The organism is Acetobacterium tundrae (assembly GCF_008086615.1).
Taxonomy (GTDB): Bacteria; Bacillota; Clostridia; order Eubacteriales; family Eubacteriaceae; genus Acetobacterium; species Acetobacterium tundrae.
Map to the genome: position 1 here is coordinate 209,008 of NZ_RXYB01000004.1, position 16,617 is coordinate 225,624.

Consider the following 16,617-nt stretch of genomic DNA (forward strand, 5'->3'; position numbering starts at 1 on the left):
TGGGTATTTATTATCACTGTGGAGGCTTTTTTAGAAATCAAACTGACGCTGGACAGTGTAAAAGAAAAGGTAGTGCTAGTTGTTAGTTTAGTATAAAAAATCACGTGTATAGTTAAAATATTTTAGATTAGAAAGGAATGGACTAATGAAGAATACAAATAAAAACGAACAAGAGCATACACAAGTTGGCATGCGTTTGTCCACAAAATTACTTGCATTCACTACCTTGATTCTGGCCGCTGCTGTACTCATATTGGGGTTGATCGCTATCACTATCAGTTCGGCTGCCTTGACAAATGAATCAAATAAACAGGATGAGGCTTTTGTCAGCGAAGGTGCCGGTCATATTGGTGCTGTAATCTCCGGTAATCTAGGAAAACTGGATGAAATTGGTCTCCGGGCGCGAACCGCCACCATGGATTGGGATACCCAAGTTTCCTCCATATCGGTAGATGTAGCTCGTTTGGGTTACCAGGATATTGCAGTTATGGATATGAATGGCCATGGCAAATATATCATTGGTGGAGGGGAATTTAAATCTGAAGGTGAATACTGGTACAAGGACGGTTTTGCTGGGAAATCATCCATTTCCGACGTTGTCATCAGCAAAGTCACCAATGAACCCTCTGTTTTTGAAGTGTCTCCTATTAAGAATAATGGGCAGGTAGTTGGCCTCCTTGTTGGTCGTCGGGATCCCACTTTTTTACTTGATATCACCAATGGCATGGGTGACGGGGTTAGAAAATACGGGATGGTCATTAATGAAGACGGCGCTGTCATGGCCCATCCCAACGATCAGTTGATTCTGAATCGAACGAATATATTTGATGAAATTGAAGCCAATGGTTCCTTAAAAGAGTTTGGGTTGGCCATAAAGAAATTGGGTGTGGGACAATCCGGAAGTATTGCCTATAATTATCTGGGAGAAAATAAAATTGCGTATACTGCTCCCATTCCTGGCTCGAACTGGACTCTCATCGTCATCAAATTTGAGAGCGATGTGCTAGCTCCCATCAATAATTTGAGAAATATCATTCTGATTACATCCTTAGTAATCCTATTAATTGGCGGCCTAGCCACCTATATTCTGGCCAAAAAAATCACAAAGCCGGTCATTTCTTTAAATCACATGATCAAGGAAATGACCCAGGGACATCTGGGTGTACGGTTGAAAATTGAATCGAAGGACGAGGTCGGTGAAATGACCATTTCCATGAACCAACTAGCGGATGACTTGCAAAATGTAGTCATCGGCACCATGAACCAGATTTCAAATGGTGACGTCTCTGCGAATATTGCATTAAGGGATCCCCAGGATGAAATCGCACCGGCTCTCAAACGTACCATCGAAACCATCCGGGGCTTGATTACCGAAACTACCCTGTTGTCCCAGGCCGCAATCAATGGACAATGGGAAACAAGAGGAGATGCCAACGCCTTTGATGGTGGGTTTAAAGAAATTGTTGAGGGCGTCAATGCCACCCTGGATACGGTTGTGGATAAAATGTTATGGTACGAAGCCATCATTGACGGTATTCCTTTCCCGGTTCATGTAACCGATAATAATATGAAATGGACCTTTATGAATAAGTCTTTTGAAGATCTGATGATTGCGAACGGCGTCATTAAAGACCGAAAATCTGCCTGTGGCATGGATTGCTATAATGCCGGCGCCAGTATCTGTCAGACCGAAGGCTGTGGAATCCGTCGACTGGTTGATAAAAACTTACCTGACAGTTATTTTGAATGGGTTGGAAGAAACAATAAACAGGATACCGCGTACCTTAAAAATAAAAAAGGTGAAAATATTGGTTTCGTGGAAATCGTAACCGATTTAACTCCGATTATCAGAGTCAGTGACTATACTAAAACGGAAGTCACCCGATTGGCTAATAATCTAATCTATTTAAGCGAAGGAAATCTGGACTTTGACTTAAATATCGGTGCCGTCGATGAATATACCCGTGAAGTCAGTGCTGAGTTTAACGAAATAAACAATAGTTTAACGACGGTGAAAGCAACCATCAGTGAGGTTCTTAATGAGGGCATCATGGTTACCCGTTCGGTTAATGATGGAAATCTTAATGCCCGGGCAGAGCTCAGCAAATTAAATGGGGCCTGGAAATCATTGGCTGGTGGCATGAATTCCATTATCGAAGAAATCACCAAGCCGCTGAGTGAAGTTATGTTTGTTATGGATGCTATGTCAAATGGTAACCTTCAGGAACGCATCACCGGGAACTATAAAGGGGATATCGATGGACTCAAACAATCCGTGAACAACACTGCCAGTCGCCTGGATATTGTTGTCAGTGAAATTACAGATAAAATTGAGCAATTATCCCAGGGGAATCTGAATATCGAAAATGCTCGGGAATTTAGGGGCGATTTTGTCACTATCTCCAATGCCATTAACGTGATCATCGCTTCGTTAAATGACGTCATGGGCGATATCAATGTGGCGGCAGAACAAGTTGCCTCCGGCGCCGGCCAGGTATCGGCAGGAAGTCAATCGCTGGCTCAAGGTTCCACCGAACAAGCAAGCGCAGTTCAGGAATTAACGGCTTCCATTACCGAAATAGCAAACCAAACCAAGAATAATGCCATTGATGCCAATAAAGCCAGAGAATTAGCAGACAACGTAAAAGATCATGCTGATAAAGGCAATGCACAGATGTCAAAAATGCAGGATTCTATGGTAGCCATCAACCAATCATCCAATGATATTTCAAAAATTATCAAAGTCATTGATGATATTGCTTTCCAGACCAATATTCTAGCCCTTAATGCTGCAGTGGAAGCTGCCCGGGCCGGTCAACACGGCAAAGGTTTTGCCGTAGTCGCCGCGGAAGTCAGAAGTCTGGCTGTTCGAAGTGCAGCAGCCGCCAAGGAAACCACGGTCTTAATTGAAGGCTCCATTGATAATGTTCAGGAAGGAACAAAAATTGCGGATAATACAGCCGCGGCTCTGGAAGACATTGTGGAAGGCATTGAACAGGTTACCACCCTTGTCGGAAACATTGCCATTGCTTCCAATGAACAGGCATCCGGCATCGCCCAGATTGACACTGGGGTAGAACAAGTTGCTCATGTGGTCCAACAGAATTCGGCAACGGCTGAACAGAGTGCTGCAGCCAGTGAAGAACTTTCTGGGCAGGCTGAGCTGCTTAAACAACAGGTTGACACCTTTAAGCTCAGAACCATAACAAAATCAAACACACCAGTTGCCAAACCCCACCAAGAATCACAAAAAAGACAGTCAGAACCTACTATTGACTTAGGCGATAGGGACATGGATAAATATTAAAAGCATCCTTTCTTATAAAAAAGGCGCCGTAAAAGCGTCTTTTTTGTAAGTCAATTGTTTTGCAAACAGCAATTAAGCAATTAGTTCTGGCTAAGCTGCCCAGACCGCGATCTAATCTTGTTTCGGCTTTTTCCAACTGAATAGGGATAATATTCATAGGTGCCTTTTGGACATTTATGAAAAAAGCATATGAAGCAAAGATTATATATTTAAGATAGTTTAGAAAATATGCATGTGATACCCATATTATACCTAAACGTTTCATATATTGCCTCTAAAATTTTTCGGTTAGTTTTTAATGATGTTTTTAAAAATTGAATTATTTGTTTAATTTCGGTGGAAGGGGTAAAAATATTAAATAAGCACAATTGTTTTTAAAAATAATTTTAAGGGGAAACTGCTTTATGAAAATGTTTAATAGGAATTCAATAAGCAACAAGATTGTCGTATTAGTCTTGATATTTGTAGCTTTGGCTTTACTGATCATCGGGGTATCCGTTATTATCCTCAGTATCAATACTCAAAATCAACAAATTGAAGAACAAATGAATCTTCAGCTCAATAATACCATTGGCAATGTTGAAAAATCCCTGGACAACCACAGTAAAGTTGTTAGTAGCTTAAGTAAAACCATTGGTATAACCGGAACTCAAATGTCAATTCAGGAGTATAGTGACCTTCTTACTCAAAATGTCAGCCTCAATAGTGATACTTACGGGATCGGCGTCTGGTATGATTATAACGGATACAAACCTGAACTAAAGTATTTTGGACCTTATGCATACCGGGATGGTTCAAAAATTCTCTTTACCGAGGATCTATTCAGCACCGATGAATATGACTATCCCAATCAGGACTGGTATCTGGCCGGAAAAACAGCAGACGGTGGAATTGGATGGTCTGCACCATTTAAAGATGATATTCTGGGTCTTTCTATGGTAACCGCAATAACTCCTTTTTTTGACAGTGCTAAGAATTTTCGAGGTATGGTCAGCGGCGACATCGATTTGAGCAGTTTGCAGAAGATGGTAAATGAAATCAAAGTCGGTGCAACCGGCCGGGCCTTCTTACTGGACTCAGATGGACTTTATATTGCGGATCAGGATGATTCAAAGACCATGACTGTTAATATTCTAGAAGATCCCAATGCCAGTCTTGCGGCAATCGGATCAGATATCATTAGCGGTAAAGCCGGTTCCGCCACATTTTCAGATAATTCGGGAAAAAATAACATCTATTATGCCCCCATCCCTTCTACCGGTTGGACATTGGCCATTATGGAACCCCAAAGTGAATTGAATCAACCCATCATGATCATGATTTTTCAATTAATTGGATTGTTTTTATTAACGCTTATTGTTTTAAGTTTTGTCATTGTTAAATTAATAAAAGGTGTTGTTAATCCCATTGTTTTAATTACAGATTTATTTCATAAAGCTGAATTGGGTGATTTTGACAGCGAGATCCCTGATGACATTATCAAACGTCAGGATGAGCTTGGCATGCTGGGTTTATCATTTAAAAAACTGTCTGAAAATATTCAGGAAAATATTAACACCCTGGAACAGATCTCGATGGGCAATCTCAATGTTGAAGTGGATGTTAAATCCGATAAGGATAGCCAATCCAGAAGTTTACTCAAGGTTGTTGATAATTTAAAAAATTTGGAATCCGAGGTTGAACTGCTCACCGATTCGGCAACAAAAGGAAATCTTTCGGTCCGGGGTGACGCAGATAAATTCCAGGGCAAATACCGGGATATTGTTGTAGGCGTCAATAAAACACTTGATGCCGTTGTCGAGCCGTTAACGATGTCTGCTGACTATGTTGATAAAATCAGCAAAGGTAATATACCGGCAAAAATAACAGCCACTTACAATGGTGACTTTAATACCATCAAACAGAATTTAAATAGTTGTATCGATAATATAAATGCCTTGGTGGCGGATGTTAATATGTTATCCAACGCTTCAACGGAAGGCAAACTAGAAATTCAGGCTGATGAGTCCAAGCATAGCGGCGATTACCGAAAAATAATTCATGGCTTTAATGAAACACTCAATTCTATTTTAGCCCCAATTAACGATGCGCGACAAGTGATGACAAAAATGGCGGCCAATGATTATACCATTGAAATGTCCGGCACCTACCAGGGTAATATGAAAGAGTTTGCCGAAGAAATCAACTTAGTTCATTACCGGCTGCTCACCGTGCAGGATGCCTTTATTCGAATCTCAAAAGGCGACACCAGTAAACTGAATGAATTTATTCAAGTTGGAAAACGATCGGACAATGATAAATTGATGCCATCGGTTATTGCAACTCTGACTACGATCAATAATCTCATCGAAGAATCCCGAAACTTAGCACAGGCGGGTGTGCAAGGAAATCTTGATGTGCGTAGCGATGTTTCAAAATTTGAAGGCGGTTATCGGGAGATTGTCAGTGGTTTTAATCAAACCCTTGATGCCATCGAAAAACCAATTACTGAAGCTGCACAGATTTTAGAAAAGATGGCTTCCGGTAATCTGACCGACTCGGTAAAAGGCGATTACAAAGGCAGTTATGCCCTGATTAAAGATTCGCTTAACGGTACCATGATGTCATTAAATGATATTCTCGGCAATATTAATACTTCCGCCGATGAAGTAGCATCCGGTTCTAAACAGGTATCCTATGGCAGTCAGGCTCTGGCACAAGGTGCCACTGAACAGGCCAGTTTAATGCAAGAACTCAGTGCTTCTATCGCTGAAGTAGCAAACCAGACAAAAGAAAATGCTTTCAATGCCAACCAGGCGAATCAATTAACCCTCACAGCTCAAAAAGATGCCGAACATGGGAACACCCAGATGCAGGGAATGCTTCAATCAATGGAGGCAATCAATGAATCGTCTTCAAAAATTTCTAGCATTATAATGGTTATTGATGATATTGCATTCCAGACAAATATCCTTGCCCTTAATGCCGCCGTCGAAGCTGCCCGGGCAGGACAACAAGGTCGAGGTTTTGCGGTTGTAGCAGAAGAGGTGCGAACCCTGGCGGGAAGAAGCGCTGAAGCTGCAAAAGAAACCACGGAACTAATTGAAGGGTCGATTGATAAAGTACGGCAAGGAACCGTCATCGCCAACAATACCGCTGATTCCCTGAATGAGATCGTAACCGGGGTGGCAAAAGCGGCAGCTCTTGTTGGAAAAATTGATAATGCTTCAAATGAACAAACCGCTTCAATTAATCAGATTAATTCAGCCATTGATCAGGTATCTCAGGTGGTTCAGACAAACTCGGCAACTGCTGAAGAAAGTGCCGCTGCCAGTGAAGAATTATACAGCCAGGCGGAACTGCTGAAAAACATGGTCAATGAATTTGATTTAAAATCATCTAAATAATCAGATCAAATAATTATCACCCATTAAAACAGCACCATTCGGTTTAATGGGTGATGATTTTTACTATGGCAGCGACATTGACAAAATCAGCTTTCTTTTCTGGTAGTCGCAGTGGGACTCACAGTGATGGTGGTCTGTAATACAAAAAAGCCATATTTCCCATGTCCATCGTTGCTTTGCTGGGTATCGTTTTTTTGATCGCGCTGGCGGGGTTCAGTTTTATCGCAATCAGTACCGATTGATGTCCGATCCATCCGTGAAGGAAAGATAATCAACGTGTTTGTTTGGAGATCAGAGGCGACGGTCTGACAGTGCTGTTTCAGTTGGCAAGGACACGAATATACTGCCGATCACCATGTTTCAAATCGACTCAGACCAGGGAAATCAAAAGCATTAGATTTAAAATTGTCAGAATAACAGCGATAGCGATGAGGACAATTCGGGTTGACATCCGGTTTTTATAGGATCCCATAACCTTTTCGGATGACGTCAGATAAACTTGTAGCACTACGGTAATGGGCAGCTGAATACTCAAAAGCATCTGACTGTAGATCAAACCTTTAAACGGATCGGAAATGAGAAAAATTCCTAAGGTTGCCAGAATTAGAATCATAGCGACACCAAATTTGGTATGATTATCTTTTAAGTCATAGGGTTCGCCAAAGAGGCCCGCAAAAATAGATCCGCCGGCGATACCTGCGGTGGTGGTGGAAGAAATGCCCGAAAAAAGCAGCGCAACTGCGAAAATAACAGCGGCACCATTGCCCAGAAGCGGGATCATCATTTCTTGAGCTTGAGACAGCTCGGTTACCACAAAGTTTCGGTTAAAAAAAGTCGCGGCGGCCAGAATAATCATGGCACTGTTGATGCCCCAGCCGGCAATCATCGAGAATAGGGTATCAAAAAATTCGTATTTAAGTTGTTTTTTAATAACCAATTCGTCTTCGAGATTCCATTGACGGCTTTGGATGATTTCAGAGTGCAGAAACAGATTGTGCGGCATGACCACGGCCCCTAGAACGGCCATAACAATTGGCATCGAACCATTTGGAATACTGATTGTCGTCCATCCCGAAATCGCCGCAGGCCAGTTGACATCAACCAGGGTTAATTCATAGAGAAAGGATAAGCCGATAACCGAAACAAAACCGATGATGAGTTTTTCAAGCCGACCATAGGAATTGCTGAACATTAGCCATAACGTCAATGCCAGAATGAAAACGGAGCCAATTCTGATGGGAATGTTAAAGAGCATTTGAAGGGCGATAGCGCCGCCGAGAATTTCTGCCAGCGAGGTCGAAATCGTCGCCAGTATAGCCGTTCCCAGGATGAACCGGGCTAACGGCTTGGGTAGATGTTTGACTGCAGATTCAGCTAGACAATCACCAGTTACAATGCCTAAATGTGCGACATTATGCTGAAGAACGATGAGCATAATAGTCGAAAGAGTGACCATCCAAAGCAGGACATACCCATAGGCCGAACCGGCAGCAATGTTAGAAGCCCAATTTCCGGGATCAATGAAGCCCACCGTTACCAGAAGACCTGGTCCGATGTATTTCAGTAAATTTTTCAGGCCCAGTGTGGGTTTGTGGTTTGGTCCCATGAGATTTGAAAACCAATGCATAGTGAAATCCTCCTTATGACCATTTAACAGTGGTTTTCCTAAGCACCAATTGCATTAAAAAGGATTGATGGAAATTCTGTCTTGTATAAATTGAATGATATGTATTAAATATATCCATGGCAGTGAATTATGTCAAGAAGAACTGGTCGAAAACGGTCAAAGAAAGATTTGTGAAAACAGAAATATTGGATAAGTATTTTCCATCAAAAATTTATCTTTTTCCTTTGTTTATTTTCAGGTAAATAAGGTATATTATTATTAGATTGATTTAAGATTGATCTAATAATTAAAAATCGAGGAGGATTACAATGACAAAAATTGGGATAATATTAGGCAGCACCCGACCAGGTCGGAATGGGGAAGCAGTGGCAAAATGGGTTAACGGACTGGCTCAGAAACGAACTGATGCTACATTTGAGTTAGTGGATGTGGCGGATTACAATCTGCCCCTTCTAGATGAGCCGAATCCGGCGATGATGCAGCAGTATACCAAAGAACATACTAAAGTCTGGTCAAAGAAAATCAGTGAATTTGATGGATTTATCTTTGTCACAGCTGAATATAACCACAGCATTCCCGGGGCCTTGAAAAATGCCATTGATTATTTGAATGTGGAATGGCAAAACAAAGCCGTGGGATTTGTCGCTTATGGCAGTGCTGGCGGGACCCGGTCGGTTGAAGCGCTTCGACTGGTGGCCGCGGAACTCCATATGGCCGATGTTCGGGCCCAAGTGATGCTCAATCTTTTTACTGATTTCCAAAACATGAACGTGTTCACACCAGACCCACGCAACGAAAGTGCTCTGAATGACGTGTTTGATCAGGTCATTGCCTGGAGTGGTGCGTTAAAGACCTTACGCGTTTAAGTGCTAAGCATTTTTAGAAAGCGCAACCGACCGGTCAATTGACAACGTTCTGGCCGGTTGAAAGTAAAATGACCATAAAAAACCAGAATCCAAGACTAACAACTTGGATTCTGGTTTTTTTGTTGCTTATTAATCTTTCCCTGACAACAATTTAGTGATACAATATTTCCATTAAATACGATTACATCGACTTGACTGAGGGGATAATCAATGAAATCAAACTATGAATTTTTAGGCGATCACTTTCCGGCACTGGCGATGATGGGAAGCTTGGCAGAAGATTACCTGTATACCGACGGGAACTCCTGTATTATCAAGCTGGGTCTCTTCGGGGAAACCATCGTCAATTTCATGATGGAGCTTGACAATGTCGAGCCTCCGTTAGTGGAAAACACCCATGCCAACCGGATCAAAGTTTTAAAAAAAGAAGGTTTGATTGCTCCAGAAATTGACGACATTTTTTACGCCCTGCGTAAAGCCCGAAACAAGGCCGTCCATCAAGGCTACGATTCCTATGATGACGCGGTGATTCTGCTGGAAATGGGCTACAACCTGGGCGTCTGGTTTATGCAAGTCTACGGCGACTATGCCTATGAACCCGCTGGTTTCATACTCAAGAAACAGCAATCCCCTGGCGGTACCGTCTGGTATACGAAAAAGACCAAGGCCCAATTAAAACAACAGAAAAAGCAGGAAGCAGTTGAAAAAGAAAAACTGAAACAAGAACTGGAAGAAAAAGAAGCCATTATTGAGGCCCTTCAAAAAAATGCGGTCCGGCATTTTGCCATCACCCCGGCCACAATCCAGCAGCGCGCGAAGCAGGCCAAAACCGCTACGGACCAGCTTAATCTCTCCGAAGCCGAAACCCGGTATCTCATTGATGCCCAGCTTGCAAAAGTGGGCTGGGAGGCCGACACCGTCATGCTCAGCTATGCCAAGGGAACCCGTCCCCAGAAAGGCCGCAATCTGGCCATTGCCGAATGGCCTACGGATTCAACCGTCAGCATCGAAGGCTATGCGGATTACGCGCTGTTTGTGGGAACCCAACTGGTCGGGATCGTCGAGGCCAAACGTGCGGCCATCGATATTCCGGCGGTGATCGACAACCAGTGCAAGTCCTATTCCCAGGCATTCAAAGAGACGGATGCCGCCTATGTCATCGACAACTGGAATGGTTACAAGGCGCCCTTTCTTTTTGCCACCAACGGCCGAAAATACCTCAAACAGCTGGAAACCAAATCCGGCATCTGGTTTCGGGATGCCCGACAGGAAGCCAACATTTCCAAAGCCCTACAGGGATGGATGAGCCCCAACGGTCTGCTGGAATTATTGGAGAAAGACATTGCGGCCGCCAATTCCGCATTAACGGCCCTGCCCTATGATCTGCTTCGGGATAAAGACGGCCTGAATCTCCGATCCTACCAGATCGGTGCCATCGCAGCGGCGGAACAAGCCGTTATCGACGGCCGGGAAACCGTCCTGCTGTCCATGGCCACCGGCACCGGCAAAACCCGCACCATTCTGGGATTGATTTATCGCTTTCTAAAAACCGGCCGCTTCAAACGCATTCTTTTTCTGGTGGACCGCTCCGCCTTGGGGGAACAGGCCCAGGATGTTTTCAAAGAAGTGAAGCTGGAAGATTTAATGACCCTGGATGCCATCTACAACATCAAAAATCTTGACGACAAAAACATTGACAAAGAAACAAAAATCCATGTGGCCACCGTCCAAAGCCTGGTGAAACGGATTCTCTACAACGAGGAAGAAACCATGCCGGCGGTCACCGACTACGATTTGATTGTCATTGATGAAGCTCATCGGGGTTATATTCTGAACAAGGAACTCAGCGAAGACGAAATGCTCTATCGCAACCAGGATGACTTCATCAGCAAATACCGCACCGTCATTGAATACTTTGATGCGGTTAAAATCGCCATGACCGCCACCCCGGCGCTGCACACCAGCCAGATCTTCGGCAAGCCTGTCTTTAACTACACCTACCGGGAGGCCGTCATCGAAGGTTTTCTGGTCGATCACGATGCCCCACATACTATTATCACCAAGCTCAGCCAGGAAGGGATTATTTATGAAAAAGGGGAAACCCTGGCCATCTACGACCCCGTTACCAATGAAATCATCAACAGTGACGAACTGGAAGATGAGCTCAAATTCGATGTGGAACAATTCAACCGGAAAGTCATTACCGAAAATTTCAACCGCACGGTATTAAATGAAATCGCCAAAGATCTTGATCCTGACGCCGACGGCAAAACCCTGATTTTTGCCGTTGACGACAACCATGCGGATTTGATTGTCAAAATCCTCAAAGAGCACTACGAGCCCATGGGCGTGGACAACGACGCCATTATGAAAATCACTGGCAGTGTCGGCGGCGGCAATAAGAAAAAAGTCATGGAAGCCATCAAGCATTACAAAAACGAAAAGTTCCCCAACATTGCCGTCACCGTGGATCTCCTGACCACCGGGATTGATGTTCCGGAAATAACTACGCTCGTTTTTATGCGCCGGGTAAAGTCTCGAATTCTGTTTGAACAGATGATGGGGCGAGCCACTCGGCTGTGCCCGGAAATCAGGAAAACTCACTTCGAGATTTACGATCCCATCGGCGTGTATGAATCTCTCGCGGCGGTTAACACCATGAAGCCGGTAGTGGCCAATCCCAATACCAGCTTTGCTGATTTGTTGGCCGGACTCACCACCCTGAACACCGAGAAACAACTGAAAAATCAGATCGATATGATCATTGCCAAAGTTCAGCGCGCCAAACGCAGCCTGGATGACACAGCATTGGCACATTTTTGTGATCTTTCCAACGGCCAAACCCCGACCGCCTTTATCGACATGCTCCGGGGCATGACAGTTAGCGATGCCAAAACCCATCTGCTGAACAACACCCAGATTTTTGAGCCACTAAAAGCCGGGTGTGCCAATCCCCGAAATGCGGTGGTGGTTTCCGATAAGCCGGACGCCCTGGTCAGCCATACCCGGGGTTACGGCGAAGGCAAAAAGCCCGCCGACTATCTGGAAGAATTCAGAACCTTCATCACCGACAACCTCAATAAAATTCTGGCCCTGAATATTGTCTGCACCCGGCCCAAAGAAATGACCCGTGAAAGCCTGAAAAGTCTGAAGCTGGAACTCGACCGAAACCGCTTTACCGAACAACTATTAAACAGCGCCTGGAAAGAACTGACCAATGAAGACATCACCGCGGATATCATCAGCCTGATAAGACAGCAGGCCATCGGCTCCGCCCTTATCAGCCATGAACAGCGGATTAACAACGCCGTGTCCCGGCTCAAGAAAAAACATGACTTCAACAAAATGCAGCTCAATTGGATTGACCGGATTGAAAAAAATCTGCTGTTGGAAACCGTCCTGGAACAGGCGACCTTTGACACCGGATCATTTAAAACATCCGGCGGCTATGACAAAATAAACAAAGTCTTTGGCAACCAATTAAATGATATAATAACAGAGTTAAACGACTATTTATATGACGATGGAGGAAATGCAGCTTAATGAATAATCAGGAAATTGTGGGAAAATTGTGGAACCTCTGTAACGTGCTCCGGGATGATGGGATTACCTATCACCAGTACGTTACCGAACTCACCTATATATTATTTTTGAAAATGGCCAAGGAAACAAACACCGATGCTCCCATACCCGAAGCCTATCGCTGGGATATGCTGGCTAAAAAACAGGGGATCGAACTGAAACGCTTTTATACCGAACTGCTCAACCATCTCGGTGAAAAATGCACCGGGCGAATCCGCGAAATCTATGCGGGGGCCCGTTCCAATATTGAAGAGCCCAAGAATCTGGAAAAGATCATCACCAACATCGACGGACTGGACTGGTATTCGGCCAAAGAAGAAGGTCTGGGAAATTTATATGAAGGCCTCTTGGAGAAAAACGCCAACGAAAAGAAATCCGGCGCCGGCCAATACTTTACCCCCCGGATTCTGATTAACATCATGACCCGGTTGATGGCACCCCAGCCAGGGGAACTCTGCAACGACCCGGCCTGCGGCACTTTCGGGTTTATGATTGCCGCCGACCGCTATGTGAAAAAGCATAACGATGATAATTTTGATTTGTCCCTGGAAGCTCAGGAATTTCAGAAATATAAAGCCTTCACCGGCTGCGAACTGGTTCACGATACTCATCGACTGGCCCTGATGAACGCCATGCTCCACGATATAGAAGGAGAGATTCTGCTGGCGGATACCCTGTCCAACCAGGGAAAGGTCATGAAAAATTATGACCTGGTGCTGACCAATCCCCCCTTCGGAACAAAAAAAGGAGGCGAGCGTACCACCCGGGACGATTTAACCTTTCCGTCTTCCAACAAACAGCTTAACTTTCTCCAGCACATCTACCGTAGCCTGAAACCCAACGGCAAAGCCCGGGCGGCCGTGGTGCTCCCGGATAATGTGCTCTTTGCCGACGGCGATGGCGCCTCAATTCGGGGCGATCTGATGAACAAGTGCAATCTCCATACCATCCTCCGGTTGCCCACCGGGATTTTTTATGCCCAGGGGGTGAAAACCAATGTGCTTTTCTTTACCCGGGGAAAAACCGAAAAGAATAACACCAAGGACGTCTGGATCTACGACCTGCGTACCAATATGCAGTCCTTCGGCAAAACCAAAACCCTCAATGAAGAACACTTTGTGGATTTCATCAAAGCCTATACTGCCACAGATCGCACCCTCGTTGAAGATGAACGCTTCTCCTGTTTTACCAGAGAACAGATCCGGGCAAAGAACGACAGCTTGGATTTAGGACTCATCCGGGATGACAGCATCATCGACTACGAAGATATGCAGGACCCCATTGAAAGCGGAGAAGAAGTGGTCGCCAAACTGGAAGAAGCCGTTGACCTGATCCAGAGGGTGCTTAAAGAACTCCGATCACTGGAGGCGTAGGTATGACGGCGAAAAAGAAAAAGGAACTGACGGTTGAGGAAATGCTGGAAGAGGCATTGGTTAAGGAAGAAGAGCAGCCTTATAAGGTGCCGGAGAATTGGGTTTGGACGAGGCTAGGGAGCGTGGCAAAGTTTGTCGGCGGTGGAACACCTTCCAAATCAAATTCGTCATATTGGAACGGAACAATCCCTTGGGCGAGTGTTAAAGACATAAAAGGTGAAATTCTTAATTCAACAATTGATACAATTTCAGAAGATGGTGTGCTAAATAGTTCAACAAATATTTGCGAAATTGGTGATTTGTTATTAATAACTCGAATAGAGCCGGGCAAATCGATAATTTCTAATATTAAAACAGCAATTAATCAAGATATTAAAATTGTGAAGTCGTCTCTTTCAAGTAAATATTTGCATTATTTTATGTTGACTAGAAAAGACGAATTTATCAGTAATGCGAGTGGCTCGACTGTATTGGGTATTAGCATACAAAGTGTTACCAAAATAAAATTCCCCCTTCCACTCCTGACCGAACAACAGCGCATCGTTGACCGCATCGAAAGCCTTTTTGAAAAGCTGGACCAAGCCAAAGAACTGATACAGGAGGCTCTGGACAGCTTTGAAAATCGCAAGGCAGCCATCCTCCACAAAGCCTTCACCGGGGAATTGACGAAAAAGTGGCGGGAAGTGAATGGGGTCGGGTTGGAGAGCTGGGAAGAGTCAACCCTTGGTGAGAGCGGTCAGTGGTATGGGGGAGGAACTCCTAGTAAATCAAAAAGAGTTTATTGGGAAAAGGGTGATATCCCGTGGGTAACACCAAAGGATATGAAATCTATGTTCATTAACGATACTATTGATCATATTACGCTTGAAGCAATAGCGGAATCATCGGCAAAACTCATTGATGAACCTGCTGTATTATTTGTTGTCAGAAGTGGGATCCTACGTAGAATTCTACCGACCGCAATAACAGGGAAAAGCGTGACCGTTAATCAGGATATGAAAGCTATCGTGCCTAAAAAAGCGGATTTGAAATATTTATATTGGTATTGTGTATGCCATGAAAAGGAAATACGGAATACCTGTTCAAAAAGTGGTACAACAGTAGAAAGTATCAATTCTCAGGCACTTTACAAATATCCGTTTTTTACGCCATCACTGAAAGAGCAACAAGAAATCGTCCGAATCCTCGACGGTCTCTTTGAAAAAGAACAAAACGCCAAAGATCTCTACAACCTCATTGACCAGATCGAAGCCATGAAAAAAGTAATCCTCAGTCAAGCATTTCGTGGAAAATTGGGAACGAATGTGCCAGAAGAAGAAAATGTATTAAATCTGCTCAAAGAATATTTGGTAACTGTATAATTTTTTAAATTTAAAAGCCACTGATATTATTAAAGTTCATTTGTAAAGGAGAACCACTATGGATGAAATACCAATTACATTTAATTCGGATGAAAAAGGTTTTTTTGATAGAGAATGCCCAAAATGTGAATATATCTTTAAAATTGACTTGGAAGATTGGAAAAATAAAGTATCTGATGAAAAAGTTTATTGTCCAATGTGTGGATGTATTGAAAATTCAGAAAAATGGTGGACACAGAAACAAATAAATGACATGGAAAAATTTGCTTCTAATTTTGTAATGTCAATGCTAAGCGATATGTTAGATGATAATTTTGGAAAATTAGCAAGAGATACAAGAAATAATAAATATGTTAAAGTTACTTATAGACCTGGTGAAAAAATAACCTTTAATAACAATCCATTAGGACAAAGCGAAGAATGGGAATTAGAGATAATTTGTGAAATGTGCGGTACTAGGTATAGTGTTATTGGTTTAGCCTATTTCTGCCCATGCTGTGGTAATAATGCAATAGAAAGCATTTTTGATAATCATATGGATAGCATAAATAAAATGATTGATTCTTCTAGTGAAATGGAAGAATTGTTCACTCAAAGTTATGGAAAAGATACTGCAAATACTATGATAAGAAAAATGGTTGAGGGATCATTAGGTGATATTGTTTCTTCATTTCAGAAATATGCAGCATCAAAATATAAGTTGATTTCAGGTGAAAATGCAAGAGTAAATGATTTTCAAATCGTATATAAAGGTAGCGATTTGTTTCGAAATGTTTACTCGAAAGGCTATGAAGAATGGTTGAGTGATTGCGAATTAGCTACGATGAACTTATATTTTCAAAGAAGACATTTGGTTGAGCACAATAATGGAATGGTTGATGAGAGATATATTGAGAAATCTGGGGATGTATTCTATTCAGTAGGTCAAAGAATTGTTGTAAAAAAAGAAGATGTATATGAATTGATTAAAATAGTGAGAAAACTTGGTGACGGATTAAGGAAGTTGAATTAATATCTAATAGACATTCTTTTTAAAGAACTTTTTCTATTTTTGTTTTTTGTAAAAATAGAATAGTTTACATGTGTTGATATACAGTGTATATCAAATATGACAA

At 43.0% G+C, this 16,617-nt stretch carries 8 protein-coding genes; 7 read left to right on the forward strand and 1 reads right to left on the reverse strand.

What is annotated here, in order from left to right; all coding sequences use genetic code 11:
* Window positions 1–145: 145 nt before the first annotated feature.
* Both FZC40_RS05360 and FZC40_RS05365 read left to right on the forward strand, forming a co-directional pair.
* Window positions 146–3,307 (forward strand): methyl-accepting chemotaxis protein, encoded by a 3,162-nt coding sequence (locus FZC40_RS05360; RefSeq protein ID WP_148602892.1) that lies wholly within the window; start codon window positions 146–148, stop codon window positions 3,305–3,307.
* A 404-nt stretch (window positions 3,308–3,711) separates the two neighbouring features.
* A complete protein-coding gene (locus FZC40_RS05365; RefSeq protein WP_148602893.1) occupies window positions 3,712–6,693 on the forward strand; it encodes a methyl-accepting chemotaxis protein in 2,982 nt (993 codons plus the stop codon).
* Between the two features lie 370 nt (window positions 6,694–7,063).
* Here the strand turns inward: FZC40_RS05365 and FZC40_RS05370 are convergent, their stop codons facing one another.
* Window positions 7,064–8,320, reverse strand: coding sequence for an Nramp family divalent metal transporter (locus FZC40_RS05370; protein ID WP_148602894.1), 1,257 nt, complete (start codon window positions 8,318–8,320; stop codon window positions 7,064–7,066).
* A gap of 308 nt (window positions 8,321–8,628) precedes the next feature.
* Between FZC40_RS05370 and FZC40_RS05375 the strand changes: the two genes are divergently transcribed.
* The 5 genes from FZC40_RS05375 to FZC40_RS05395 all read left to right on the forward strand — a co-directional run bounded on the left by FZC40_RS05375 (window position 8,629) and on the right by FZC40_RS05395 (window position 16,514).
* Complete coding sequence (locus FZC40_RS05375) at window positions 8,629–9,186, forward strand: NADPH-dependent FMN reductase (RefSeq protein ID WP_148565829.1); 558 nt, start codon at window positions 8,629–8,631, stop codon at window positions 9,184–9,186.
* Window positions 9,187–9,396: 210 nt separating this feature from the next.
* Entirely contained in the window at window positions 9,397–12,729 is a 3,333-nt protein-coding gene (gene hsdR / locus FZC40_RS05380; RefSeq protein WP_148602895.1) for a type I restriction-modification system endonuclease, read from the forward strand.
* Window positions 12,729–14,141 carry a class I SAM-dependent DNA methyltransferase gene (locus tag FZC40_RS05385; RefSeq protein ID WP_148602896.1) on the forward strand — a complete coding sequence of 471 codons (1,413 nt, stop codon included), beginning with the start codon at window positions 12,729–12,731 and terminating at the stop codon, window positions 14,139–14,141. The genes hsdR and FZC40_RS05385 overlap by 1 nt, the downstream gene beginning before the upstream one ends.
* Before the next feature lie 2 nt (window positions 14,142–14,143).
* A complete protein-coding gene (locus tag FZC40_RS05390; protein WP_148602897.1) occupies window positions 14,144–15,502 on the forward strand; it encodes a restriction endonuclease subunit S in 1,359 nt (452 codons plus the stop codon).
* 58 nt (window positions 15,503–15,560) lie between these two features.
* On the forward strand, window positions 15,561–16,514 hold the full coding sequence (locus FZC40_RS05395; RefSeq protein ID WP_148602898.1) for a hypothetical protein: 954 nt from the start codon (window positions 15,561–15,563) through the stop codon (window positions 16,512–16,514).
* The last annotated feature ends 103 nt before the right edge of the window (window positions 16,515–16,617 follow it).

Excerpts from the sequence above, each read along its gene's own strand:
- FZC40_RS05395 (WP_148602898.1), top strand. The coding sequence starts at position 15,561 with ATGGATGAAATACCAATTACATTTAATTCGGATGAAAAAGGTTTTTTT.
- FZC40_RS05370 (WP_148602894.1), bottom strand. The coding sequence starts at position 8,320 with ATGCATTGGTTTTCAAATCTCATGGGACCAAACCACAAACCCACACTG.
- hsdR (WP_148602895.1), top strand. The coding sequence starts at position 9,397 with ATGAAATCAAACTATGAATTTTTAGGCGATCACTTTCCGGCACTGGCG.
- FZC40_RS05390 (WP_148602897.1), top strand. The coding sequence starts at position 14,144 with ATGACGGCGAAAAAGAAAAAGGAACTGACGGTTGAGGAAATGCTGGAA.
- FZC40_RS05385 (WP_148602896.1), top strand. The coding sequence starts at position 12,729 with ATGAATAATCAGGAAATTGTGGGAAAATTGTGGAACCTCTGTAACGTG.
- FZC40_RS05360 (WP_148602892.1), top strand. The coding sequence starts at position 146 with ATGAAGAATACAAATAAAAACGAACAAGAGCATACACAAGTTGGCATG.
- FZC40_RS05365 (WP_148602893.1), top strand. The coding sequence starts at position 3,712 with ATGAAAATGTTTAATAGGAATTCAATAAGCAACAAGATTGTCGTATTA.
- FZC40_RS05375 (WP_148565829.1), top strand. The coding sequence starts at position 8,629 with ATGACAAAAATTGGGATAATATTAGGCAGCACCCGACCAGGTCGGAAT.